This is a genomic window from Cobetia sp. 2AS (assembly GCF_029846355.1).
GTDB classification, from domain to species: Bacteria; Pseudomonadota; Gammaproteobacteria; order Pseudomonadales; family Halomonadaceae; genus Cobetia; species Cobetia amphilecti.
The window spans coordinates 92689-116432 of the sequence record NZ_JARWKQ010000002.1; the positions used below are offsets into that span (position 1 = coordinate 92689).

Sequence of the window (23744 nt, forward strand, 5' to 3'; positions counted from 1 at the left end):
GAATGGCCATCTCATCGTCACGTTTCGACACCCTGACCCAGCTGAGCGAGCGCCGGCGTGATGGCGCTGCGCGCCAGCTCTCCAGCCAGCGTCAGCGTCAGGAAACCGCTGCCCAGCAACTGGTCACCCTCGAGCAGTACCGTCTCGACTACTGCCAGCAGATGCAGGCACGCCTGACTCAGGGGCTGGACCCGGCCAGCTGGCACAACTATCAGGCCTTCATCGCCTCGCTGGACAAGGCGATTGCCCAATGTCGCATGCGGGTGGCCCAGGAACAGACCCAGACGCACCATCAGCATCAGCGGCTGGTGAAGGAACAGCAGACCCACGCGGCCTGGCAGGGCCTGGCGGACCGCGCCAGCCTGAGCGCCGCGTTGCAGGCGCGCACCGCCGAGCAACGCCAGAGCGATGAGCAAGCCACCCAGGCCTGGTTACGCCGTGCCAATGGCTGAAGACGGCCAGTCGAAGGAGTGACACCATGACGGACACTGCACGCATCTCGATGTTGTCGGCCACCTCGCCAACCAGGGCGCCGACCAGCGCCAAGGTCTCCTCTGAGGAGGCTAGCTCGCGCGACGACGTCAGCTCGTCTTCCGCAGAGAGCGCCTTCGAGGCACATCTGTCACGCGCGCAGCGTGAGGATCGTCAGCAGGACAGGCAAGCGGTGCAGACGCAAGCGCAAGACGCACAGCAGCAGCGTGTCGAGCGTCGCGAGGCGGCTGAAGACAAGCATGCCCAGCACCTCGAGCAGACTCAGGCAGCATCGTCAGACACCTCACTCACTCCGGACCCGGTCGCTGCCGCCCTCCAGAGCGGCACCCTCCCGCCTGCCCAGCCCTCATCGGCAAACGGACAGCGATCAGCGCAGCCACTCAAGGCCTCACGACTGGATAGCAGCGTCGAGCGCGGCATCTCGCGCACGCAACAGCTGCAGCAACTCACGCAAGGCGGTCAAGACGCCTCTGGCAGCGACCAGGCAGCACTGAAAGCGGCAGCGGCAACGCTCGCTAGCACGCAGGCGCTCTCTACAGCGGGCAGCACGGCGCTGCAAGGTGACTGGCTCGCTGTGTTGCACAATCCTGCGGCGGCGGGACTGGACGGCGCGATTGCGGATCAGGCGCCCAGCAGCAGAACCTCCGCAACAGCGGCAGGCAGCCTGAGCCAAGATGCGCCCTCCTCGCTGACGGGTGGCGCGCTGGGTCCACTGTCCGAGGAGGCCATTGAAGGCGTCACCGCCAAGGCCGACGGCGCCCTGCTTGATGCAAATTCTTCACGTAGCGGTGGCGATCAGTCCCTGCTATCGGGTGCGTCATCTGCTGGCGCGTCGAGTTCGACCGCTGCAGGCAGCGGCGCCATGCTCAATGGCGCGGGCAATCCAGCAGCCACTCCAGCGGGCTTGGCATCACAGGCGGGCACCTTGATCCCCGCAAGCGTCGGCACTCAGGCCTGGCAACAGGCACTCAGCGAGCAGGTGGTACGCATGCAGCTGAGCAAGTCGCCGCAGGCCGAGATCGCGCTCAATCCGGCCAACTTGGGCAAGCTGACCATTCGCCTCAACATCGGCGAACAGGGCACCAGTGCGCACTTCGTCGCGGGCCACCAACAGGTGCGCTCGGCTGTCGAGTCATCCCTGAGCGAGCTGCGTCAGGCGCTGGAATCCCGGGGGCACGAGCTGACGGCGATCAGTTTCAGTACTCCGGACGACACACCTGACAACACACCGGACGGGGCGGCGGACAACTCGGCCAATCAGGGTCAGTTCGCCCAGCACATCGAGGGTCAGCCGGCGAGTGATGCCAGCACAAGCGCTGACGCCATGGAGGGAAGCCTCGCCGCGGGCAATCTCACAAGCAATCTCACAAGCAATCTTGCAAGTGCATCCCAGGCAGCCTGGGGACAGCGTGAATGGCAGGCATGACGGGCCTGGCGCTTGCCAGGTGCTTGTGTCAGCGGCTCCCGTCAGGTAGCTGCCAGATGAGTCCGCCTGGCGCGTCATCATTCAAGTAAGCGCTCGCACGTGGCGTTATTCCGCCGTTCGATAACCACGCCTTCGGTCATACTGGCCCCGCCACCGACTCCAGGGACACCGCACCACGATGTCAACGATTATCACCTCCCCCGCCAGTCAGCGTCGCTCCTGGCTGCTGATCGGGGTCATCAGCCTGATGAGTGCCGTGATCGCGGCGCTAGTGGCCGTCTATTTCGCACTGCCGATGCTCAGTGATCAGAAGGCCGCACAGGACGCCGAGCCGGAAGTCGTGGTCGTGCCACCGCCGGTCTTCATGCCGCTGGCGCCCTTCACGGTCAACCTGGAAAGCCCGCGCGGCAATCGCCTGCTCTATATCGGCATCACGCTCAAGATGGCCGATCAGGACGCGGTGGCGCGCGTGGAAGAACTCAAGCCCGAACTCAAGAGCCGTCTGCTGCTGTTGCTGTCGGGCCAGAGCCCGGATGAGCTGATCACCCAGGCCGGCAAGCAGACGCTGCAGAGCACCCTGACCGAGGCGCTTTCGCGCCCCTACAGTGAAGGCGGCCAGCCACTGGCCATCTCCGGTGTGCTGTATAACGACTTCATCGTGCAATAACTGGCCATGGCTCAAGACGATCTGCTGTCACAGGACGAAATCGATGCTCTGCTCTCCGGCGTGAACGGTGACAGCGGTGCAACGGCTGACGCCTCGAGCACGCCCGCCGAAGCGCGCATTCGCCCCTTCGACCCGGCGAGCCAGCACCGCATCATCCGGGATCGCCTGCATGCCCTGGATATCATCAACTCGCGTTTCAGTCGCCAGTTCCGCATGGGGCTGTTCAACCTGATCCGCCGCGGCGCCGATATCACCGCCGGGCCGGTGCAGTTCCTGAGCTACAACGAATTTTCCCGCAACGTGCCGGTGCCGACCAACATCAACCTGTTCACCATGAAGCCGCTGCGCGGCACCTCGATGCTGGTGTTTCCGCCCAGTCTCGTGTTCATGGTGGTCGACAGCCTGTTCGGCGGTGACGGCCGCTTCGTGACCAAGTCAGAGGGTCGCGAATTCACGCGCACCGAACAACGCGTCATCCAGCGCCTGATGCAGCTGGCCTTGAATGCCTACCGCGACGCCTGGTCGGCGGTCTACGCCGTGGAAACCGACTATCTGCGCAGCGAGATGCAGGTCAAGTTCGCCAATATCACCAGTTCGCCCAACGAGATCGTGGTGTGCACCAGCTTCCATCTGGAGGTCGGCAATCACAGCAGCGACTTCCAGATCTGCCTGCCCTACTCGATGATCGAGCCGCACCGCGAGCTGCTCTCGAGCCCGCTGCAGGAAACCAGCGCCGAGGGTGACAGTCGCTGGGGCGAGCGCCTGCGCAAGGAAGTGCGCGCCACCGATGTCGAGCTGCACGCCGACTTTGCCAGCATCACCACCACGCTGGGCGCATTGGCCGAACTTTCCGTGGGCGATGTGCTGCCCATCGAGAAGCCCGAGCGCGTCAACGCCTACGTCAACAATGTGCCGGTTCTCGAAGCCGGTTTCGGACGCGCCAATGGCCACCGCGCCCTGCGCGTGACCCGCATCATCAATCATCCGATCAACACTGCCAGCGAGGACAGCGGCGATGAGTGAGCCCAATTCGCCAGACGCGCCCGCGCCCAAGGCCACACCGAATTCCCCGACATCCGGCACTGACGACCCCTGGGCCGATGCGATGACCGAGCAGATGGGCGACGAGTGGGCCAAGGCGCTGGAAGAACAGCAGAGCGAGGCTGCCCCCCAGGGCGGCGACATCTTCGAGCCCCTCGATGGCAGCGGTGGCGGCGCACGTCCGCGTGAGCTGGACATGATCATGGACATCCCGGTCAAGATGACCGTGGAGCTGGGGCGCACGCGCCTGACCATCAAGCAGCTGCTGGAGCTGTCGCAGGGCTCGGTGATCGAGCTGGATGGCCTGGCCGGTGAGCCGATGGACATCCTGATCAACGGCTATCTGATCGCTCAGGGCGAGGTGGTCGTGGTCGAGGACAAGTACGGTATCCGCATCACGGAAATCATCACCCCCAATGAGCGGGTACAGAAGCTCAACCGCTAAGGCTGTTCCTGTCATGACCTCCGATGCCCCTGACGGCGCGATCTTGCTGCCGGATGCCGAGTCGGCGCCCTACAGCGCTGCCAACGCCAGCAGCAATGTCAGCGCCAATACCAGCGCCAGCACTCAGGCGCCGTCACCGGCCTTTCTCGGTAGCGACGCAAACCTGACTGCCGACACAGGCCACAGCTCACCGCTGGGGGCGGCCAGCCTGGTCAATACCGGGCTGGCACTTGCCGGCGTGATCGGCGTGATCCTGCTGCTGGCTTGGCTGATGAAGACACTCGGGGGTGCCCAGACACTGCGCGGCAATCGCATTGCCCTGCGCCCGCTGGCGCGTCTGGCGCTGGGTCACAAGCAGAGCCTGGTGGTGGTAGCGGTGGGCAACCAGCAATTGCTGCTGGGCGTCGGGCCGGCGGGCATCACCTCCCTCGGTGAGCTGACGGCCGAGAATGGCGGCCTGGTGCCCGCAGACGATGGCAGCACTCCGAACGACGCATCGCTGGCCTCGCCTGCCTCCGCAACCGGCGGGAGCGGTGCCGCGGCCGGCTTCGCCGAGCTGCTGCGCGATCGTCTTGCCAGACGCTCGCCGGCTGCCACGTCCGCCACGACGCCCTCTGATGTGACGCAAACTACTACCTCAGACAAGACAGATGACGCGGAGCCTCGCTCATGACGGGGCTGGTGAGGTTGTCGCCGGGCTTGAAGAAAGCAGGAAGGCTGAAGACAAGAGAGCTGCTGACAGGGCTATTGATCGCATTGTCGGCATGCCTGCTGACCAGCCAAGCGGCGCACGCCGATGTGCTCAGCGGCCTGACCAGCCAGCCACTGCCGGACGGCGGCGAGTCCTGGTCACTGAATATCCAGACGCTGATCCTGCTCAGTGGCCTCGCCCTGCTGCCGGCGGCCCTGCTGATGATGAGTGCCTTTACCCGCATCATCATCGTGCTCGGCCTGCTGCGCACCGCGCTGGGTACCGCGTCTGCGCCGCCCAATCAGGTGCTGGTCGGCATCGCGCTGTTTCTGACCTTCTTCGTGATGTCGCCGGTGCTGGAGCGCATCTACGACGAGGCCTGGCAACCCTATGACAGCCAGGCCATCAGCCTGCAGGAAGCCATCGAACGTGGCGGCGATCCACTGCGCGACTTCATGCTCGGTCAGGTGCGTGAGCCGGATATCGCCCTGTTCGCGCGCCTGGCCAAGGTCGAGGAAATCCAGACCCCGCAGGACGTGCCGTGGCGCGTGCTGCTGCCGGCCTTCGTCACCAGCGAGCTGAAGACCGCCTTCCAGATCGGCTTCAGCCTGTTCGTGCCCTTCCTGATCATCGACCTGGTAGTGGCAAGTGTGCTGATGGCGCTGGGGATGATGATGGTGCCACCCGCCACCATCTCGCTGCCCTTCAAGTTGATGCTGTTCGTGATGGTCGATGGCTGGCAGCTGCTACTGGGGTCGCTGGCCGAGAGCTTCTACTGAGAGAGCTTCTACTGAGAGTGCTTCTACTGAGCCAGGCCCTGACATCACGCCGTCACCGGGCTTTCTCGTCGTGACGCGCAACCGTGCCGCGCAACCGTGCCGCGCAACCGTGCACTGCCAGCCTCGACACCTCCCATCTGCCCATCGAGAACGCGCCGCCATGACACCTGAAGTCATCACCAGCCTGGCCTCGCATGCCATGTACATCACCCTGTTGGTGGCAAGCCCGCTGCTGGCCAGCGCCCTGTTCATCGGCCTGATCGTCAGCCTGTTCCAGGCCGCGACCCAGATCAACGAGATGACCCTGTCCTTCATCCCCAAGATTCTCGGCGTGTTCGGCACCCTGGTATTGGCCGGCCCCTGGTTGCTGGAGACGCTGATGGACTTCACGCGCAGCGTCTTCACCGGCTTCCCGCACCTGATCGGATGAGCGATGCACCGATGAGCGTCACCGTAAAGCCCGACGCACTCCCGGCGGGAGGCCGCTCCATTGCCGAATGACCTGCTGTCCCCCGAGCATCTCCAGGCCCTGCTGCTGAGCGTGATGTGGCCCTTCGCGCGCCTGTCCGGCTTCATGATCAGCGCGCCGCTGTTCGGTCACCGCAGCCTGCCGACGCCAGTGCGCCTGTTGATGGCCTTTGGCCTGGCGCTGATCATCGCGCCGCTGGTCGAGAGCCCGCCCCCGGTGGATGTGCTCGGCCCGGCCGCCGTCTGGCAGCTGGCACTGCAGATGGGCGTCGGCCTGGCACTGGGCCTGGTGATGCGCATCACCTTCGCCATCGTCGAGGCGGCCGGGGAATTCATCGGCTTGCAGATGGGGTTGGCCTTCGCCAGCTTCTTCTCGGCCGACACCGGCACCAATACCCAGGTGCTGTCGCGTCTGCTGGGCATGCTGGCCATGCTGCTGTTTCTGGCCTTCAATGGCCATCTGCTGGTACTGGAAATCCTGGTCACCCACTTCCACGAGATTCCCCTCGACCTGCGCCGCATGGGGCCCGTCGGGCTCGAGAATCTGTTGCTGTGGAGCGCCAGCCTGTTCAGCGCCGGCCTGCTGCTGGCCTTGCCGCTGGTCGCCTCGCTGCTGGCGATCAACCTCGCGATGGGCGTACTCAACCGCTCGGCACCGCAGCTGTCGGTGTTCTCGATCGGCTTCCCGCTGACCCTGCTGCTGGGCATCGCGATGCTGTGGCTGATGATGCCGGGCATGACGGACTGGCTGTCGCTGTTGTTCCGTCAGGCGCTGGGCGCCTTCCAGGCCGTGCATGAAGGCCTGGGCACGATGCCATGACACGCAAGCACTGAACTGAAAAGCAACCACCAGCACGCAAGAGCCGCACCGAATGCCATCGCGAGAGCGAGTATCCAGTGCGGCTTTTTCATCATTTTTCGAACGCGGTCACGCCATCACTCAGCGCAGATAGTCGAACAGCGACATGCCCGAGATATCCGAGAACGCCTGCTGGGAGGCCTGCAGCCCCACCTGGGTCAGCGAGTAGTCGGAGATCGCCTCGTTGTAGTCCAGATCGATCAGGTCAGAGCGTGTCGAGGCATAGTTGAGCTCACGGTCATCCCCGATGATATCCAGCGAATCCAGCTCGTTGAGCTTGGTGCCGACATCGGCGCGCACCGTCAGCACATTGTCGAGACTGTTGCTGAACTGGCGACTGGCGGTCGAGATGGCGTTGTTGAAGGCGGCCTGGTCGGCCTCGCTCTCGATCGGCGTGCTCAGCGCAGTGATCAGCCCATCCAGGTTGGCGAACAGATCGGCGCTGGCCTCACCCTCCTCGACCACCAGCTGCGTTGCCTTGCCTTCAGCCTGGGCCTCAGCGACCTGTTGCTCGTCACCGGACAGCGTCATCGACAGGCCATTGAACGCAAGCGTCATGCCATCGCTGAACGCCATGGGCGATGGCAGCGGGTTGCCTTCGCCATCCAGGACCTGGAGATCATTGCCATCGGCATCGGTGCCGCTGATCGTGACGCCAGCGGCATCGATGCTGACGCTGTAGGCCGCACCATCCACCCGCGCCGCGGCATCAACGACTTCCGGGCCCTTGAAGGTGATCGGCAGTGACGACTCGCTCTCGCTGGTCTGGCGGGCCAGCTGCTGATTGCCGGATGCCACGCCGCCAAAGATCTGGCTGCCGGTATGATTGACCTCCATCAGGCGCGAGCTGTCGACGCGTTGCTGGCGCTGCTCATCATCGCCGCGATAGCTGCCATCCTCGCCAAAGGGCGCCGTATCACCGCTCATGCCGCCGAACAGATAGTTGCCGTTGCCGTCGGTGCTGTTGGCCAGCCCCAGTAGCACTTCGCGGCTGCCTTCAAGCTCGGTGGCCAGCGCATCACGGTCGCTGTCACTGAGGGTGCCGTTGCCCGCCTGCACGATCAGGCTCTGGACACGCGTGATGGTGTCGGTGATCTGATTGAGCGCGCTTTCCTCGATGGAGAGGTTGTTGCGCGCCGTGGTGCGGCTGTCACTGAACTGCTCATTGACGGCCTGGGACTGCGAGATCGTCACCGCCTGGCTGGCCGCACTCGGGTCATCCGAGGGATTGACCACGCGCTTGCCGGTGGCCAGCTGCTCGGACACCTTGGAGAACGCCGCCTGCTGATCCAGCATCGAGGTGACGCCCTGGGCATAGAGGGTTTGGGTACTGATGCGCATCACGGCCTCGTTAGCGGATGTTCAGAATGGTATCCAGCACCGTCGACGCGGTCTGGATGACCTGGGCGTTGGCCTGGTAATACTGCTGATAACGGATCAGGTCCGCGGCCTCTTCATCCAGATTGACCCCCGAGATCGACTGGTCTGCCGCCGACAGCTGCTCGGTCAGGCCCTGCTGAGCCTCCAGGTTGACCTGCACCTGACGGGTCTGGTTGCCGACCTGGCTGACCAGTGACGCGTAGTGATCATTGAAGCTGCCGGCGCTGCCCAGGGCGTCGCTGCTCTGCAGTGACTGCAGGGCGAGAATGTTGCGGTTGTCGAGGCTGGCGTCGCTGGAACCCGCGGCGATCTCGGCGCCCTCGTCGATCGCGACCCCGAAGGTATCGGCGATATTGCGCGTCGGCTGGATGGTGAAGCTGTCACCGTCCGCCATGCCGGTGGCGGTGAACACCAGGCCATCCTGGCGCATCACGCCTTCGCTGTCCGGGGTCAGGGTCTGCACGGCGCCGCTGCTGAGGTTTTCCAGCTGATAGGTGCCGCCGTCAAGACTCAGGCGGTAGTCATCGCCGGTCAGCGCGATACTGTAGAAGTCGTCACCTTCCTGCTGGGTGGCGGGGGCGAATGTCACCTCAAGGTCCGCTCCGGCGGCATTGCCGCTGGCCGGCAGCACTTCCGGATCGCCGAGGGTGAAGAAGTCGCCCCCCGCGTTGCCATTGGCGTCGACACCGTCGGCGTGCTGGGCATTGAAGGTCAACGCCAGCCCCGCGGCCAACTGGCCGAGCTGATTCTGGGTCGGCTCGAGGCTGTCGGCGCGGAAGCTCAACAACCCGCCCAGGGTGCCACCTTCGAGCTGCGCCTCATCGATGGCGCTGGTGACGCCCGGCGCCACGCTGTAAGTGACCACCGAACGGCTCATGTCCTGCGGGTCGGGCTCCACGGCCAGTTCGTAATTGCTGCTGCCGTTGACCAGCAGCTGGCCGTTGCCGAGGCTGACGCTCAGCCGACCATCCTGTTCCTGCACCTCGACGCCGACCAGCGTCTGCAGGTCGGTCACCGCCTGATCACGCTGGTCCAGCAGGCCCAGTGGCTCTTCGCCGGTACGCGCACGCGTCAGGGAAATCTGCTCGTTGAGCGAGGCGATCTGGCTGGTGGCAGTGTTGATATCGCCGACCACATCACCGAGCTGTGAATTGACCGCAGAGTCCATGTCATCCAGATAGGCAGAGAAGGCATTGAACTGCCCGGCCAGACTCTCGGCGCTGCCCAGCAGGCTCTCGCGCGCCGCCGGATCACTCGGCTGACTGGCCACGCCTTCGATGGCGCCGAAGAACTCCTGCATCAACGGCGCCAGGCCCGCCTCGTCATCGGCGAGCAGATTGTCGATCTGACTGATGTTGGCTTCGTGGGTCTCAAGCGCCGTGCTGGCGCTCATGGCGCTGTCCAGCTGCGCCGAGAGATAGCTGTCGGTCTGGCGGCTGATCGACGCCACGCTCACACCGCCACCACTGCTGCCACTCAGTTCGACCGTTTCACGGCTATAGCCCGGCGTGTAGACGTTGGCGATGTTGTTGCTGTTGGTGGCAAGCGCCGTCTGGGCGGCTTGCAGACCACTGACACCGATACTCAACATGCTGCTGGCCATGGCGTTTACCTGAAAGGAACAATGGGAAAAGGGAGAAGGTGAATGACGCCACACCGGCGTACGGATGCTGTGATTATCGGCGCGCCAGACGCCAACTTGAGACCGTAGGCAGCAATAGTTGCCAGCAATTCATCGACAGTGAATCGTCATCAGCGGCTCTAGCGGATCAGCGGCTCTGAACGGCCCATCGCCAACTGGATGGCACCTGATGCAGTGCCTTCACTGCCAGTACCGATCTCTTTATTCGTCGCAGACGCCAAACCCGTCGCAGACGCCACACCCGTCGCAGACGCCACATCCGCCGCAGACGCCACATCCGTCGCAGACGACATCTGGACCAGCGGCTGAGCATCGCGCGCATCGAGGGCAAACAGCGGCGCAGAAGCCTCAAGCAGCCCGCGCGGGGAGCCTGAGTTGGCGGTTGCGACAGACGATGACGCAGGCACGGCATCGCGTGATGCCAGGCGGGTTTCCTGTGTCTCGAGAGTGCCGCTGGCCTCCAGCGGGCCGACCCGACTCATGATCGAGATCAGCTTGTCGGCATAGTGCGGGTCAGTGGCGTAGCCCGCCTCCTGCAAGGCGCGCGCGGCACTCTCGGCGTCCGGCGACCGGGTCACGTGGGCATAACGCTGGGCGCCGGTCAGCAGTGCGGCATGATCGCGCAGCGCACTGGCCTGATCGGGATAGACGCGGAAGCTGTCTTCAAGACGCATGCGGCGCCCATCGCGATATTCGGTGGTCAGCACCGTGGTGCTGTCGCCCTGCCAGCTGCTGCCGACCTTGATGCCGAACAGGTTATGGCTGTCAGTGCCGGCCTCGGTGTGGATACGACGCTCACCCCAGCCCGTTTCCAGCGCGGCCTGGGCCAGAATCAATTCTGCGGGCAGCCCGCTTTCACGACTGGCCGCCTGAGCGGCGGGGCCAAATTCCGCCACGAAGCGCTGTACATTCTCGGGCTGACGGCGTTGTTGCTCGCTGAGCGCTGCCACGTCGGTCACTGTCACCGGGCTGACGGTGTCAGACACGTCATCCTTGCCTGTCGTCGCCATCGGCAATTCGGCATAGACGCCTCGCGCCATGTCGCCGGGCGCCAGCGTATCGAGCATCGCCATGAAGCCGGTAACCTCGTCTGCAGCGCGTGTCTCCACCGCCGCCTGCCAGTCACCTTCGCGAGCCGCGCCCACCTCCGGGGGCAGCCCTACCGCCGACAACCAGTCATCGGCACCCTGTTCATCGTCCGACTCACCATTCACTGCAGCGCTAGGGGAGATTGCGGTGCTGCGATCCTTGTTCGTGCCCGTCGCCGTGCTGGAAGACAACTGCTGAATCAGGATCTTCGACAGGCCGATACCGTCGCCGACACTGGCCAGTTGCTGGGAGAGCTGCTGGTCCAGCATCGAGGTCATCATCTCTTGCTGCTGGGAGCCGGTCAGCGCTGAGTTCTCGGTGGCCGAGCGCATCTGCTTGAGCATCATGTTGAGCATCAAGGCCTCGAATTGACGCGCACTCTCCTCCAGCGCCTCCTGCTGACGCTCGCCGCCACTGCTGGCCGCCCCCTTGAGGCTCGCCAGACCCTGGGTATCGAAGGCCAGACGACCGGCATCCACGTTGGCACCGCTACCAAGCACACTCATCAGATCACCTCGAGATCAGCACGCAGCGCACCGGCTGCCTTGAGCGCTTCCAGAATCGAGACCAGGTCCTGCGGCGTGGCGCCCAGCGCATTCAGGCCATCGACGACCTCCTGCAGACTGGCAGTTCCCTCGACCATGCGCAGCGCACCGCCCTGCTGATTCACGCTGATATCGGGGTCGTTGACCACTGCCGTCTGCCCCTGGGACAGCGGCGCAGGCTGACTGATCACCGGATTGGCGTCGATAACCACCGACAGGTTGCCGTGGGTGACCGCAGCGCGCGCCAGGCGCACTTCGGAATTCATCACCACCGAGCCGGTCCGCGCATTGACCACCACACGCGCACGCGGCACACCCAGGGCGACTTCGATGTTCTCGAGCCTGGCGATGAACCCGACACGCTGACTGAGGTCACGCGGTGCCTGCACCACGATATCGCGACTGCTGAGCGGCGAGGCCAGCGAGCCGCCGAAGTTGCGATTGATGGCGCTGGCGACGTTCTGGGCATGATTGAAATCGCCCTCGAACAGATCGAGATGGATCACGCCATTCTCATCACCGAGACGCGTCGGCACGCCGCGCTCCACCGTCGCGCCACTGGGAATACGCCCGGCCGTGAGCTGGTTGACCTGCACGCTGGAACCGCCGGCCGAGGCACCGGCGCCACCGATGATCAGATTGCCCTGCGCCAGCGCGTAGACCTGGCCATCCACGCCCTTGAGCGGCGTCATCAACAGGGTGCCACCGCGCAGACTCTTGGCATTGCCCAGCGACGACACCACGACATCGATGGGCTGACCGGAGCTTGCGAAGGCCGGCAGGCTGGCGGTGACCATGACCGCCGCCACGTTCTTGAGCTGCATGTTGGTGCCCGACGGCACCGTCACGCCCAGCTGGGAGAGCATGTTGGTCAGACTCTGGCCAGTGAACGGCGCCTGGGTGGTCTGGTCCCCACTGCCATCCAGCCCCACCACCAGGCCGTAGCCGACCAGCGGGTTGTCACGCACGCCGCGCACCTGGGCGAGGTCCTTGATGCGATCGGCCTGCGCCGACTGCAACGTCAGGGCCAGGCAGCTCACCAGCATCAGGCAGGCGGCCAGCGCAGCGCGCCAGCGGGGATAAGGGAGCATCTCAGGCATCGGATAGCGACTCATGATGGGACAGCATGGTAAGAAATCGGGACGGACCCTTCAGGGCGGGGCAATTCGCGGCACAATTCTCTGCAGAACAAGCCTCTGCAGAACAAGTCAGTGCAGAACAAGTCTCTGCAAAACAATTCTCTACAGAACATTGCACGGCAATCAGCACGCCAGGCTCAGAACGGCGCCAGATTGAGGAAGAAGCGCTGCATCCAGCCCATGTTCTGCGCCTCGTTGATATAGCCATCACCGACATATTCGATGCGTGCACTGGCCACCTGGGTGGATTGCACCGTATTGGCCGAGGAAATCGTGCGCGGATTGACCACTCCGGAAAAGCGAATCGACTCGGTGCCCTGATTGATCGCGATGCGCTTCTCGCCGCGCACTTCCAGATTGCCGTTGGGTTGCACCTGACTGACCGTTACGGTGATGGTGCCGGTGAAACTGTTGTTGGCATTCGAGCCACCGCTGCCGGTGAAATCATTCTCGCCCTCGATATCGGCATCGGTGCCATCCAGCAGCCCCGTCATGAAATCGGGGATGGCGGTCAGCGAGAAACCGAGGCTGCCGTCGCGGCTGGCATTGCTGGCCGAGCTCTTGCTGGCGCTGACATTCTCGTCGAGCAGGATGGTGATGATGTCGCCGATGGCACGCGGGCGGCGATCCTCGAACAGCGGCTGGTTGCCATACAGCGGCTGGAAGATGGCGCCATTGGCCATCGGTTCCGGGCGCGGCTGCATCGTCGATTCCATTGGTGTGGTATCGACCAGCGGCTCGCTGGGGATATGGGCGCACCCGGCGCCTACCAGCGTCATGGTCAGCATCGCCAATCCGGCCAGCGCGCGGCGCATGCGACGCCAGCCAGGCAACGCCAATCCAGGCAACGCCAAGCCATTCTGACCTGGGCAAACAGCTGACAGGGATGGCAGTGCCACCACCGGGAGATCACGCGAAAGCGACATGCGACAACCCTTACATCTGGACCAGACGCTCCAGCATCTGATCGGTGGTGGTCACGGCCTTGGAATTGATCTCGTAGGCGCGCTGGTTCTGGATCATGCCCACCATCTCTTCCACCACGTTGACGTTGGAGGTCTCGACGAAGCCCTGATAGAGAGTGCCCGCACCATTGAAGCCCGGCACGTTGTCACTGCGCGGCCCCGAGGCATCGGTCTCGGAATACAGATTCTCGCCGCGACTGAACAGCCCCGTCGGGTTGATGAAGGTGGACAGCTGCAGCTGACCGACCTCGGTGCTGTTGGTGGAACCGGGCTGGGTGACACTGACCACGCCATCGGAGGCGATATCGACACTCAGGGCATTGGCCGGAATGACGATCGCCGGGTCCAGCGGGTAGCCACTGGCGGTGACCATCTGGCCGGTGCTGTCGAGCTGGAAGGAGCCATCGCGGGTATAGGCATTGGTGCCATCCGGCAGCATCACCGCGAAGAAGCCCTGACCATTGATCGCGACATCCTTGGAGTTCTCGGTCTGCTCCAGATTGCCCTGGATGTGTAGACGCTCGGTGGCCACGGTGCGCACCCCGGTGCCCACCTGCAGCCCCGAGGGCAGCTCGGTGGTGGCAGAGGAGGCAGCGCCGGGCTGGCGCATGTTCTGGTAGAGCAGATCTTCAAACACCGCGCGCGACTGCTTGAAACCATTGGTCGAGACGTTGGCCAGGTTGTTGGCCGTGACGTCCATCTGCATCTGCTGAGCTTCAAGGCCGCTCTTGGCTGTCCATAGGGCACGAATCATCAGGGGGCTCCGCCGTGATTACGGGGTCAGTCGGTACCAAGCAGGCTGTTGCCACGCTCGGCCATGCGCTCTGCCGTATCGATGCTCTTCATCTGCATCTCGAAACTGCGCGCGTTGTTGATCATGGCGACCATCGCGTCGGTCGCCGAGACGTTGCTGCTCTCCAGGGCGCCGGAGACGACGCGCACCAGCGGGTCGGCAGCCAGCGGTGGCGCGGCCTCTCCCGCCGCAGTCGGCGGCTGACGGAAATAGCCGTCCTCGCCGCGCACAAGCGCCTGACTGCCGGGAATGGCCTCGGGATTGACCAGCTTGAGCTTGGCCTGCAGCACCATGGTGTCAGGTGCATCCGCCGCCGAGCGCGCACTCACGCTGCCATCGGCGGAGATATGCACGATGGCGTTGAGCGGCAGCTCGATCAGCCCGCCATCGCCCATTACCGGCAAGCCGCCGGAGGTCAGGACACCATCGGCATCGATCTGCAGCGCGCCGTTGCGGGTGTAGAGCTCCTCACCATTCGCGCCCTGCACGGCCAGCATGCCGGGGCCGTCCAGCGCGACATCCAGCGAGCGATCCGTGGTCTGGATCGTGCCCTGGGCCATCGAGGCCCCCGCGGTGGTCAGCTGACTGGAGACGCGTGTCGCCAGCCCTTCGCCCTGCACATCCACCGCCCGCGACAGCGTCAGCATCTCGCGAAAGCCGGTGGTCGAGAGGTTGGCCAGGTTATGACTGGCGACATCCTGAGCCGCCAGGCTGCGCTGGGCGCCGCTCATGGCGGTGTAGAGCATTCTGTCCATCAACCGACTCCGATCTGGTCAGATGACGCGCGCAGCGCTGGCGCTGTCAGGCGACATGGCATCATGTCAGCCCGGATCAACGCAGGTTGATCACGGTCTGCTGGACTTCGTCCTGCACCGAGATGGTCTGGGCATTCGACTGGTAGTTGCGCTGGGCGATGATCAGATCGACCAGCTCGGTGGTCAGGTCGACGTTGGAGGCTTCCACCGCACCCGAGACCACATCACCGAACACCCCCTCACCCGGCACGCCGACCAGCGGCTCACCGGATTCGGCGGTCGCCAGCCAGCTGTTGTCGCCGTTGGGCTTGAGGCCCTGATCGTTGGCGAAGTTGGCCAGCGCGATTGTGCCAAGCGTCTGGGTCAGTTCATTGGAGTAGCTGCCGATCACCCGCCCGTCACCGTCGATGGAGATACCCACCAGGCTGCCCGAGGTGTAGCCGTTCTGGGATAGCGAGGTGACCTCGTAGTCGTTGGCGTACTGGGTGCTGCCCGTCAGATCGATGCTGAAGTTCATGTCTTCGGCACCGTTCGCGAGGGTGTAGGTCATGGCGGTCTGGGTATAGTCACTGTTCAGCTGGCCATTGGTGCCGAAGCTGATCTGCTCCACCTGGACATCGAAATCCACCGTCGGGGTGATGCCGGCATTCACATCCGACTGGTATTCGGCCGACTTGCCGGCGAAGTCCATGACATGCTGAACATCCCAGGTATTGCTGCCGGTCTTGGTATAGAACGACGTCACGACATGCTCGCTGCCCAGGCTGTCATACACGGTCATCGACGACGCATAGTCATAGCTGGTCGGATCCATCGGATCGAAGGTCGTGGTGGTCGGCTCGGCTTCGGAATCCAGATTGATGGATATCTGCGCGCCATAGATGCTGTTGGCAAGATTGTCCTGGGTCGCACTGGCTGCCAGGGGCGCGGTCGGCACCTGCAGCACGACGGGCTCGCCAGTGACTCGCTCGCCGGCATAACCCGTCAGCTGAGCACCCTGCGTATTGACGATATAGCCATCGGCATCGACATTGAGCTGGCCATTGCGCGAATAGACCACCTGACCGGTGCTGTCGGCAAAGCGCAGGAATCCTTCGCCGGAAATCGCGATATCGAGATCACGCCCGGTGGTTTCCAGCGAACCGGTCGAGAAGTCCTGGGAGATGGAGGCAACCTGGACCCCGATACCCGCCGCCTGAGAACTGGCATAAAGATCCGCGAACTGGGTCTCGGAGGACTTGAAGCCTACCGTTTCCGAGTTGGCGATGTTGTTGCCGATCACATCCAGATTGGTTGCCGCCGCACTCAAGCCGCTCAATGCCTGTGAAAACGCCATGGTCTGTCCCTTTGATCACGATGAAGATGAAAGCCCGAGACCTGTCAGCGAGCTCGGGGGCGGCCAAACGGCCTGAAACTGGTGGCCCGTCCGGCGGGCTCGCTGGCGCTATCCCGGCGCCATGGGCTCAGCTCAAAGCACCTGACGCACGGCGTCCAGACTGACGACACCCAACACCGGCCCCAGGTCCAGCTGAGCACCGCTGTCGGTCTGATTGACGCCACTGACCACGCCATAACTCAGCGTCTGCAGGTCGTCATAGCTCTCGCCTGCCCGCTCGGCCGTCACGGCCAGCTGGTAGGAGCCATCGGCGGCTTCAGTGCCATCATCCAGCAAACCGTCCCAGACGAAGCCATGAATACCCGCCTCCAATGCGCCCAACTCGAAGGTCTTGACCACACTGCCATCCGCGCCCAGCACCTCGACGGTGGCATTGTCGACATCGTCGGCCAGCTCAAGGCCGAAGGGTGTCGAGGTCGCGTTGCCCACCAGCACCGCATTGCCGCCGACCAGCACGCCCTGATCGAGCAGACTGGCCGCCTGCAGCGCTTCACTGCTGGAAATCTGCGCCGTGATGCCCTCAAGGGTGGTGTTGAGTTCTTCGATACCACTGACGGTGCTGATCTGGGCCAGCTGCGCGGTCAGGTCGGAATTCGACACCGGGTCCATCGGGTCCTGGTTCTGCATCTGCGCCACCAGCAGGGTCATGAACTGATCATTGAGCTCCTCGGTACTGCTCACCGACTGCGTGCTGTCGGTGACGCCGGAGGTCGTGGTGGTCTGGTTGATGCTGTTGAGCACACTGGTGTCTAGCGTCGCCATGCGGTTACCCGAAATCAGAAGAAGCGGTCAGAAGGCCAAAGCCCCGAGCGAAGGTCATTCCCCTAGCGTCAGCGTCTTGCGCAGCAGGGACTTGGAGGTATTGAAGACCTCGACATTGGCCTCGTAGGACTTGGAAGCCGCGATCATGTCGACCATCTCGGCGACCGGATCGACATTGGAGAAGGTCACATAGCCCTGCTCGTCGGCGAGGGGATGATCGGGGCGATACTCCTGGCGCGCCGGGGCATCGCTCAGCTCCACCGAGCTGACCCTGACACCCCCGAGGCCTGCACTACGCGACGCCATCTGTGTCGCCAGACCGCCACCGGCCAGGTTGGCCGTCGCCAGCGAGGCATTGGCCTGACGCGCGAGGGGCGCGTACTCGAACACCACCTGACGCGCCTGATAGGGCTTGCCATCCGGGCCCGCCACGCTGTCAGCGTTGGCCATGTTGCTGGCCACGGCATTGATGCGCTGCGACTGGGCCGCCATCGCGGAACCCGCGACGTTGAAGATGCTGAACGCTGCCATCAACTGTTCTCCGATTGCATGGCCAGACGCAGGCCCTGGATCTTGCCGGTCAGAAGCTCAAGGCTGGCCTCGTAATGCAGACTGTTGTCCGCGAAATTGACCCGCTCCACATCCATGTCGACGGTATTGCCGTCCAGACTCGGCTGTGTGGGCACGCGATAGAGCAGGTCCGCGCCCAGCGACAGCCCCGCCCCACTGGCGGCCTGATGGCCGGCCTGAGTCGTGTTCAGCGCCAGCGGCCCCGGCGCGGCATTGCCCGCCGTCGCCTTGGCCAGGGTGGCGGAGAAGTCGATATCGCGCGCCAGATAGCCCGGCGTGTCGGCATTGGCGATATTGGTGGCCAGCACCTGCTGACGCTCGGCGCGAAGGCCCAGTGCCTGCTGGTGAAAGCTCATGAGGGAATCAAGTCGATCAAACATGGAAGTGCCCCGCTGTCGGCACCTCGCTCTGATGTGAGCGAGGGAACATCCATCGATCAGCTCACGCGTAGGGGAGCATGACGGAAAGCAGGACTGAGAATAGTCAGCCAGCGCCAGGATGAAGGTAAGAACAAGCCACTTTATCGCGGCTATTTCTGGCCATGCCGGTGTCGGGGGCGGCTTACAATCTCTCGCGGCACTGATCCAGCGCCCTGAACCTTGTGCCCTGAACCAGGGACGCTTGACCCCGCCTTCCGCCCCGGACGCCACTCGCGATGAGAGACAGCATGCCGAAAATCAGCGTAGCGAAAGGTCTGTCTGTGGCTAGAGGACTGTCTGTTGCAAAAGGACTGTTTGTGACAAAAGGCCTGACGACGGCAAAAGGCCTGTGGCGCACCATCGCCAGCACCGGGCTATTGGTCCTGCTGCCCGCGGGCACCGCTGTGCATGCCAACACTTCATACGCGATCGGCTCTGCCATTCAGCCGTCTGCCGCCCAGGCATCAGCATCAGCCTCATCAACACCAGTGCCTTCAATAACAGCGCCTTCAGTCAAAGACGCGCAGACACGCGCCGTCGAGGCCCTGCGCTGGCAATTGAGCGACTTCTTCACCGCCGAGGACAGCGGCCCCGTCAGAGTGCGCATGCCCGGCGAGCCACCACTGGGCGCGCCCAGCGAGGCCTCCGTACAACTCGAGCTGCGTCGCCTGCCCGCCCGCCTGAAAGAATGCTCGGCACCCCAGCTGAGCCTCAATGCCGCGCGCAGTGACCGCCATGCACCGGGCCTCAAACGCCTGCAGCTGCTGTGCGCCAACGGCAAGCAACATATCGTCAGCGTTCGCATGGAACGCTACGCCTGGCGCCTGAGCACGCCACAGCCACTTGCGAGCGGCGCCCCGCTGGCACCCGCGAGATTGACGCCGGTACTGACGCCACTGGGCAAGTTGCGTGGCAATGGCTTCGAGAGCGCCGCGGCACTGTCAGGCTTCGAGGTACGCCGCCGCCTGCGCGCCGGCGAGGTCATCACCCGCAACAGCGTGCGCGCCATCCCGCTGGTAAACTTCGGCGATACCGTGACCTACCAGGTCAGCGGCACAGGCTTCAGCATGCAGCGCAGTGCGCGGGCACTGGAGGCTGGGGGGCTCGATGAGCGCATCCGCATCGAACTCGCTCCGGGCGACTGGGTGCGCGCCCGCGTCATCGGGCCGCGGCGGGTAGCGCCATGATGACTTCAGTTTAGATGAGCCGAGCTGAGCCGCGCCGGGCCAACCCGAGTCATCCTGTTGGCTGTGCACATTCAGCCACGACACGCTGACGCACCGGAAAGACATGCTGACGCTCGAAGGCCGAAATGCTTGATACTGAAAAGCCGCCACCCGCACCAGACACCTCATTCCTGAGGGACCATATTGCCTGTGTGGGGTAAAGCTTGTGCCGGCATGGCCGATAGTCGATTCAAGCGCGCAGATAACGCACGCAACCCATCCATGACAGGCTCGTCGTCGAGCCCGGCCCGACGGCCAGAGAGGACAGTCAATGAAGATTGAACATGGCGGCCCGATACAGCGCAGCGACACTCAAGCCCCGCGCGAACTGCGTCCCGAGACGGCCAAGGACACCACCGCCACCACGGCGGCGACCTCCACGGCCGATTCCACCCAGGTCGAGCTTTCCAGCAGCGCGATCGATGCAGGCCAGGACATCGACCAGGCGCGCGTCGACAGCCTCAAGCAGGCCATCGCCGATGGCAGCATCAAGATCGATGTCGATCGCATCGCACAAGGCCTGATCGATGCCTTCGAAGGTGACACATGACACTCGATGACGCCTCGACGGCCTTGCTGGGCGAGATCTTTTCCGGCCTCGAGCAGGAGCTGAATGACTTCATCGCCCTGCTCGAGGAAGAACAGCGCCTGCTGGGCCAACGCCTGCCGAGCGCGCCAGACCTTGAGGCCTCGCGCGAAGCCAAGCTGGCCAACGCCGCCCGCCTGGAAGCGCTGGAGAGCCGCCGGCGCAGCTGGCTGAGCAACGCAGGGCTCACCAATGACCCACTGGAACTGCATGCGGTGCTCGCCAGCCAGCCGGTGTTGGCTACCCAGTGGTGGCATCTGGTGACGCTGACGCGCCGCGCCCAGGCACGCAATCGCCTGAATGGCGAGCTGATCGGTCAGCGCATGGCGCTGCACAGCAAGATTCTCGACAGCCTGCATCAACGTGCGCCCGGCCATTACGGCGCCGATGGACGGCCTGCGGCGGGCGCCTCACGCCTGAACGTCTCGGCCTGAATGTCCTGACCAGACTGTCCTGGCCTGAGCGTCCGGACTTGAATACCTAAGGCGTGAGGCTCGCGGGCTGCACACCCCGACTGTCTTTCCTTTTTACTGACCCAGAAACACGCGAGGCCCGGCATTCTGCCGAGCCTCCAGACACTGCTGCTGCACGCCACTCACTAGCCAACCAGCCAGCTGATCGTCAGCCACTCATCGCCGTCATTCATCATCAGCCATTCAAAGACAGCCCCTTTCGCTGACAACGCCGCCAGTCACGCGCCTTCCAGACTCTCGACGTCGATCACCAGCTGGATGTCATCCAGATGTGCCGCCGGCTTGAGTACGCCACGCCCATTGCGATAGACCTTCAGCGAGAAAGGCGCCGTCGCCAACTCCCGGGTCGGCAGGGTCAACTTGCCTCGCCTCGCCTCGAGCATGGCGCAGCGCTCTTCCAGGCAGAGCATGATCTGCCATTCCCCCGGCGCACTCGTGAGCGAATAGCGCCAATGAATCGCGGTGACGCGCGTCCTGTCAGGCGCCATCAGCCCTGAATCACGCACGGCATCTGCCACTGCCAGAGGGCGCATATACCAATGCCCCCGCTGAGCGATGGTCAGCGATTCGACGGACATCATCACCGCCGCGCTGGCGGCCTGCACCGGCGTGGACAGCGTCGCGGCCCACAGCGCTGCTGCCGTCATCAAGGCCGCCATCGGTGCCGTCCTGCTTTTTTGCTTCGCTCTCAGCTCCGCTCTCGACGCCACTCCCGCCCAGGGCGTACTGCAGCCTGTCACCACTCGCCTTCTTCTCTGCACCGCTGACTCCTCAGATCCGTCTTGCTGCAGACGCTCGACACACCCCTTGCCGGCACCTTCCCTGTCGCACTTCTCTGCCTTTGCGGCATGTTGTTGTCTTGCTCAGTGGTGAGTCGCACCGCCCTGACGTCACGCCGCACGACCCCCGATCATCTGGGTGACCCGCAGCTCGCGGTCATCGGGAATCTCTGCCTGGGACAGCACCGCCAGGCTCTTGAAGCGACGACGCAGGAAGCGCCCCACCAAGGGTCGCAGCGCATGCCCGACCACCAGTACGCTGGGTTCGCCATTGGCGTCCTGCGCGGCGACGGCATTCTCGGCATGCTGCATCAAGGTATCGGCAAGGCCGGGCTCCAGCGCATTGCCGCTGCTCAAGGCCTGCATCAGCACCTGCTCGAGCTGTGCCTCCAGACCGATCACGCGCAAGACGCGTTCGGCGCCGAACCAGTACTGGGTAATGGCACGCCCGAGGGCGACGCGCACCATGGCGGTCAGGTCGTTGGGGTCCTTGCTGTGCGGGGCATGCTCCGCAAGTGCCTCGAGGATGGTGCGCATGTCGCGTATCGAGACCTCCTCATCCAGCAGGTTGTGCAGGATACGCTGCAGGGTACCCTGACTGATCAAGGCCGGCACCACTTCCTCCACCAGGCCGCCATCCTGCGGGCCCAGCTTCTCGAGCAGCTTGCTGACCTCACTGCGCCCGAGCAGCTGATCGGCATGGCGGGTCATCAGATGATTGAGGTGGGTCGTGATCACGGTCGGGGTGTCGACCACCGTGTAGCCATAGACCTGGGCCTGCTCGCGGGTTTCCGGCTCGATCCAGGTGGCGGCCAGACCGAAGGCCGGCTCGGTGGTGGCCACGCCCGGCAGCTTGCCGGACACCTTGCCCGGATTGATCGCCAGCCAGCGGCCCGGATAGGCCTCGCCCCGCCCGACCTCGGCGCCCTTCAGGCTGATCACATACTGATTGGGCCCAAGCTCCAGGTTGTCGCGGATATGCACCACCGGCGGCAGAAATCCGATCTCCTGGGCGTACTTGCGACGCACTCCCTTGATGCGCGCTAGCAACTCACCGCCCTGGCGCATGTCGACCATCGCGATCAGGCGATGACCGACCTCCATCGCCAGCGGCTCCACCAGTCGCACGTCATCCCAGCTGGCCTCGCTGACCTCCTGCACGGCCGCCGCAGGCGCGGGCGCCGCCTCTTCCTTCGCCTCGCTGCTGACCTCCTTCTCGCGCTGGGAGGCCCACCACCCAAGCCCCGCCAGCAGCAAGGTGAAGAGAATGAAGACCATGTTGGGCATGCCCGGCACCAGGCCCAGCAGCCCCATCACGCCAGCCGCCAACCACAGTACCTGCGAGCTCTTGAAAAGTTGGCCGATCATCTGCTGACCGACATCTTCATTGGTGTTGACCCGCGACACCATCACGCCCGCGGCGGTCGAGATGACCAGCGACGGAATCTGGGCCACCAGGCCATCGCCGATGGTCAGCAGCGTATAGGTGCGCGCCGCATCGGACATGCTCAGGTCGTGCTGCCCGACCCCGATGATCAGCCCGCCGATGATATTGACCACCATGATCACCAGTCCCGCCACCGCATCGCCGCGCACGAACTTGCTGGCACCGTCCATCGAGCCGAAGAAATCGGCTTCCTGCGACACTTCCCGGCGGCGCTCGCGCGCCTGGTCTTCGCCGATCAGGCCGGCGTTGAGGTCGGCATCGATCGCCATCTGCTTGCCGGGCATGGCGTCCAGCGTGAAGCGTGCGCCGACCTCGGCGATACGCCCGGCGCCCTTGGTGATGACCATGAAGTTGATGATGACCAGAATCGAGAACACCACCAGGCCGACGGCGAAGTTGCCGCCGACCAGAAACTGACCGAAGGCCTCGATGACCTTGCCGGCCGAGTCACCGCCGTTGTGACCTTCCAGCAGCACCACCCGCGTCGAGGCGACATTGAGCGACAGACGCAGCAAGGTCGAGAACAGCAGCACCGCGGGGAAGGCCGAGAAATCCAGCGGTTTCTGCGCAAACATGCTGACCATCAGGATCATGATCGACAGCGCGATATTGAAGGTGAACAGCAGATCGAGGATGAAAGGCGCCAGCGGCAACACCATCATCGACAGGATCATCATGATCAGCAGCGGCCCGGCCAGCACCTTCAGCTGGCTGGAGGTGTTGAGCCCCACGCGGTCAAACAGTGTCAGCAAGGTATTCATGCAAGCGGCTCATCGATCGTGAAGGGCGTTGCGCGTGCTGCGCAGCGGCCCGGACTTGGGGAGCGGAAATGGCGGTCAGTCATGGGGTTCGGGCAGCAGCATCGGGCAGCAGCACGGTTATCAAGTTCGGGCCTCAACTTCGATCAGCC

The 23744-nt window shown here is 64.0% G+C and carries 25 protein-coding genes; 12 read left to right on the top strand and 13 right to left on the bottom strand.

The genetic code is table 11. From position 1 onward, the window contains the following. The first annotated feature begins 2 nt into the window (after positions 1 to 2). The 9 genes from fliJ to fliR all read left to right on the top strand — a co-directional run bounded on the left by fliJ (position 3) and on the right by fliR (position 6829). A complete protein-coding gene (gene fliJ, locus QD356_RS05585; protein WP_192838831.1) occupies positions 3 to 452 on the top strand; it encodes a flagellar export protein FliJ in 450 nt (149 codons plus the stop codon). A 26-nt stretch (positions 453 to 478) separates the two neighbouring features. After that, on the top strand, positions 479 to 1918 hold the full coding sequence (locus tag QD356_RS05590; RefSeq protein ID WP_192838832.1) for a flagellar hook-length control protein FliK: 1440 nt from the start codon (positions 479 to 481) through the stop codon (positions 1916 to 1918). A 178-nt stretch (positions 1919 to 2096) separates the two neighbouring features. After that, complete coding sequence (gene fliL / locus QD356_RS05595) at positions 2097 to 2585, top strand: flagellar basal body-associated protein FliL (protein WP_192838833.1); 489 nt, start codon at positions 2097 to 2099, stop codon at positions 2583 to 2585. Between the two features lie 6 nt (positions 2586 to 2591). Further along, positions 2592 to 3608, top strand: coding sequence for a flagellar motor switch protein FliM (fliM, locus tag QD356_RS05600; protein WP_192838834.1), 1017 nt, complete (start codon positions 2592 to 2594; stop codon positions 3606 to 3608). Continuing rightward, positions 3601 to 4071 (top strand): flagellar motor switch protein FliN, encoded by a 471-nt coding sequence (gene fliN / locus QD356_RS05605; RefSeq protein ID WP_107334750.1) that lies wholly within the window; start codon positions 3601 to 3603, stop codon positions 4069 to 4071. Before fliM ends, fliN begins: the two co-directional genes overlap by 8 nt. Positions 4072 to 4084: 13 nt before the next feature. After that, positions 4085 to 4744, top strand: a complete 660-nt coding sequence (gene fliO, locus QD356_RS05610; protein WP_192838835.1) for a flagellar biosynthetic protein FliO — start codon at positions 4085 to 4087, stop codon at positions 4742 to 4744. Further along, on the top strand, positions 4741 to 5541 hold the full coding sequence (gene fliP, locus QD356_RS05615; protein WP_279877094.1) for a flagellar type III secretion system pore protein FliP: 801 nt from the start codon (positions 4741 to 4743) through the stop codon (positions 5539 to 5541). The genes fliO and fliP overlap by 4 nt, the downstream gene beginning before the upstream one ends. A gap of 160 nt (positions 5542 to 5701) precedes the next feature. Then, the gene (gene fliQ, locus QD356_RS05620; RefSeq protein ID WP_054556620.1) at positions 5702 to 5971 is read left to right on the top strand and encodes a flagellar biosynthesis protein FliQ; all 270 of its coding nucleotides are present in this window, start codon (positions 5702 to 5704) and stop codon (positions 5969 to 5971) included. Between the two features lie 60 nt (positions 5972 to 6031). Beyond that, a complete protein-coding gene (fliR, locus tag QD356_RS05625) occupies positions 6032 to 6829 on the top strand; it encodes a flagellar biosynthetic protein FliR (protein WP_225996565.1) in 798 nt (265 codons plus the stop codon). A gap of 120 nt (positions 6830 to 6949) precedes the next feature. On the opposite strand, the gene flgL is transcribed toward fliR, so the two are convergent. From flgL to flgB, 11 genes are all read right to left on the bottom strand, one after another. Further along, positions 6950 to 8209 carry a flagellar hook-associated protein FlgL gene (gene flgL, locus QD356_RS05630; protein WP_192838836.1) on the bottom strand — a complete coding sequence of 420 codons (1260 nt, stop codon included), beginning with the start codon at positions 8207 to 8209 and terminating at the stop codon, positions 6950 to 6952. A gap of 10 nt (positions 8210 to 8219) precedes the next feature. Further along, positions 8220 to 9851 (bottom strand): flagellar hook-associated protein FlgK, encoded by a 1632-nt coding sequence (gene flgK, locus QD356_RS05635; protein WP_192838837.1) that lies wholly within the window; start codon positions 9849 to 9851, stop codon positions 8220 to 8222. A 158-nt stretch (positions 9852 to 10009) separates the two neighbouring features. Next, positions 10010 to 11485 carry a flagellar assembly peptidoglycan hydrolase FlgJ gene (flgJ, locus tag QD356_RS05640; RefSeq protein ID WP_192838838.1) on the bottom strand — a complete coding sequence of 492 codons (1476 nt, stop codon included), beginning with the start codon at positions 11483 to 11485 and terminating at the stop codon, positions 10010 to 10012. After that, positions 11485 to 12570, bottom strand: a complete 1086-nt coding sequence (locus QD356_RS05645; RefSeq protein ID WP_225996587.1) for a flagellar basal body P-ring protein FlgI — start codon at positions 12568 to 12570, stop codon at positions 11485 to 11487. The genes flgJ and QD356_RS05645 overlap by 1 nt, the downstream gene beginning before the upstream one ends. A gap of 230 nt (positions 12571 to 12800) precedes the next feature. Continuing rightward, positions 12801 to 13478, bottom strand: coding sequence for a flagellar basal body L-ring protein FlgH (locus QD356_RS05650; protein ID WP_192838839.1), 678 nt, complete (start codon positions 13476 to 13478; stop codon positions 12801 to 12803). Positions 13479 to 13599: 121 nt separating this feature from the next. After that, positions 13600 to 14382: a flagellar basal-body rod protein FlgG gene (gene flgG, locus QD356_RS05655; RefSeq protein WP_054556613.1), complete on the bottom strand. Its 783-nt coding sequence runs from the start codon at positions 14380 to 14382 to the stop codon at positions 13600 to 13602. Positions 14383 to 14408: 26 nt separating this feature from the next. After that, entirely contained in the window at positions 14409 to 15176 is a 768-nt protein-coding gene (locus QD356_RS05660) for a flagellar basal body rod protein FlgF (RefSeq protein ID WP_192838840.1), read from the bottom strand. A 76-nt stretch (positions 15177 to 15252) separates the two neighbouring features. Continuing rightward, positions 15253 to 16512 (bottom strand): flagellar hook protein FlgE, encoded by a 1260-nt coding sequence (gene flgE / locus QD356_RS05665; RefSeq protein WP_192838841.1) that lies wholly within the window; start codon positions 16510 to 16512, stop codon positions 15253 to 15255. Positions 16513 to 16644: 132 nt separating this feature from the next. Further along, positions 16645 to 17334, bottom strand: a complete 690-nt coding sequence (locus QD356_RS05670; protein ID WP_131432086.1) for a flagellar hook assembly protein FlgD — start codon at positions 17332 to 17334, stop codon at positions 16645 to 16647. A 54-nt stretch (positions 17335 to 17388) separates the two neighbouring features. Then, entirely contained in the window at positions 17389 to 17865 is a 477-nt protein-coding gene (gene flgC / locus QD356_RS05675; RefSeq protein ID WP_054556609.1) for a flagellar basal body rod protein FlgC, read from the bottom strand. Further along, positions 17865 to 18260 carry a flagellar basal body rod protein FlgB gene (gene flgB, locus QD356_RS05680; protein WP_318833290.1) on the bottom strand — a complete coding sequence of 132 codons (396 nt, stop codon included), beginning with the start codon at positions 18258 to 18260 and terminating at the stop codon, positions 17865 to 17867. Before flgB ends, flgC begins: the two co-directional genes overlap by 1 nt. 551 nt (positions 18261 to 18811) lie before the next feature. Between flgB and flgA the strand changes: the two genes are divergently transcribed. The 3 genes from flgA to QD356_RS05695 all read left to right on the top strand — a co-directional run bounded on the left by flgA (position 18812) and on the right by QD356_RS05695 (position 20569). Beyond that, entirely contained in the window at positions 18812 to 19510 is a 699-nt protein-coding gene (gene flgA, locus QD356_RS05685; RefSeq protein WP_279877102.1) for a flagellar basal body P-ring formation chaperone FlgA, read from the top strand. Positions 19511 to 19820: 310 nt separating this feature from the next. After that, entirely contained in the window at positions 19821 to 20099 is a 279-nt protein-coding gene (gene flgM / locus QD356_RS05690; RefSeq protein WP_192838843.1) for a flagellar biosynthesis anti-sigma factor FlgM, read from the top strand. After that, the gene (locus QD356_RS05695; RefSeq protein WP_192838844.1) at positions 20096 to 20569 is read left to right on the top strand and encodes a flagellar protein FlgN; all 474 of its coding nucleotides are present in this window, start codon (positions 20096 to 20098) and stop codon (positions 20567 to 20569) included. Before flgM ends, QD356_RS05695 begins: the two co-directional genes overlap by 4 nt. Positions 20570 to 20826: 257 nt before the next feature. Here the strand turns inward: QD356_RS05695 and QD356_RS05700 are convergent, their stop codons facing one another. After that, on the bottom strand, positions 20827 to 21267 hold the full coding sequence (locus QD356_RS05700) for a flagellar protein FlhE (protein WP_192838845.1): 441 nt from the start codon (positions 21265 to 21267) through the stop codon (positions 20827 to 20829). 231 nt (positions 21268 to 21498) lie between these two features. Beyond that, complete coding sequence (gene flhA / locus QD356_RS05705) at positions 21499 to 23595, bottom strand: flagellar biosynthesis protein FlhA (RefSeq protein ID WP_192838846.1); 2097 nt, start codon at positions 23593 to 23595, stop codon at positions 21499 to 21501. Between the last annotated feature and the right edge of the window lie 149 nt (positions 23596 to 23744).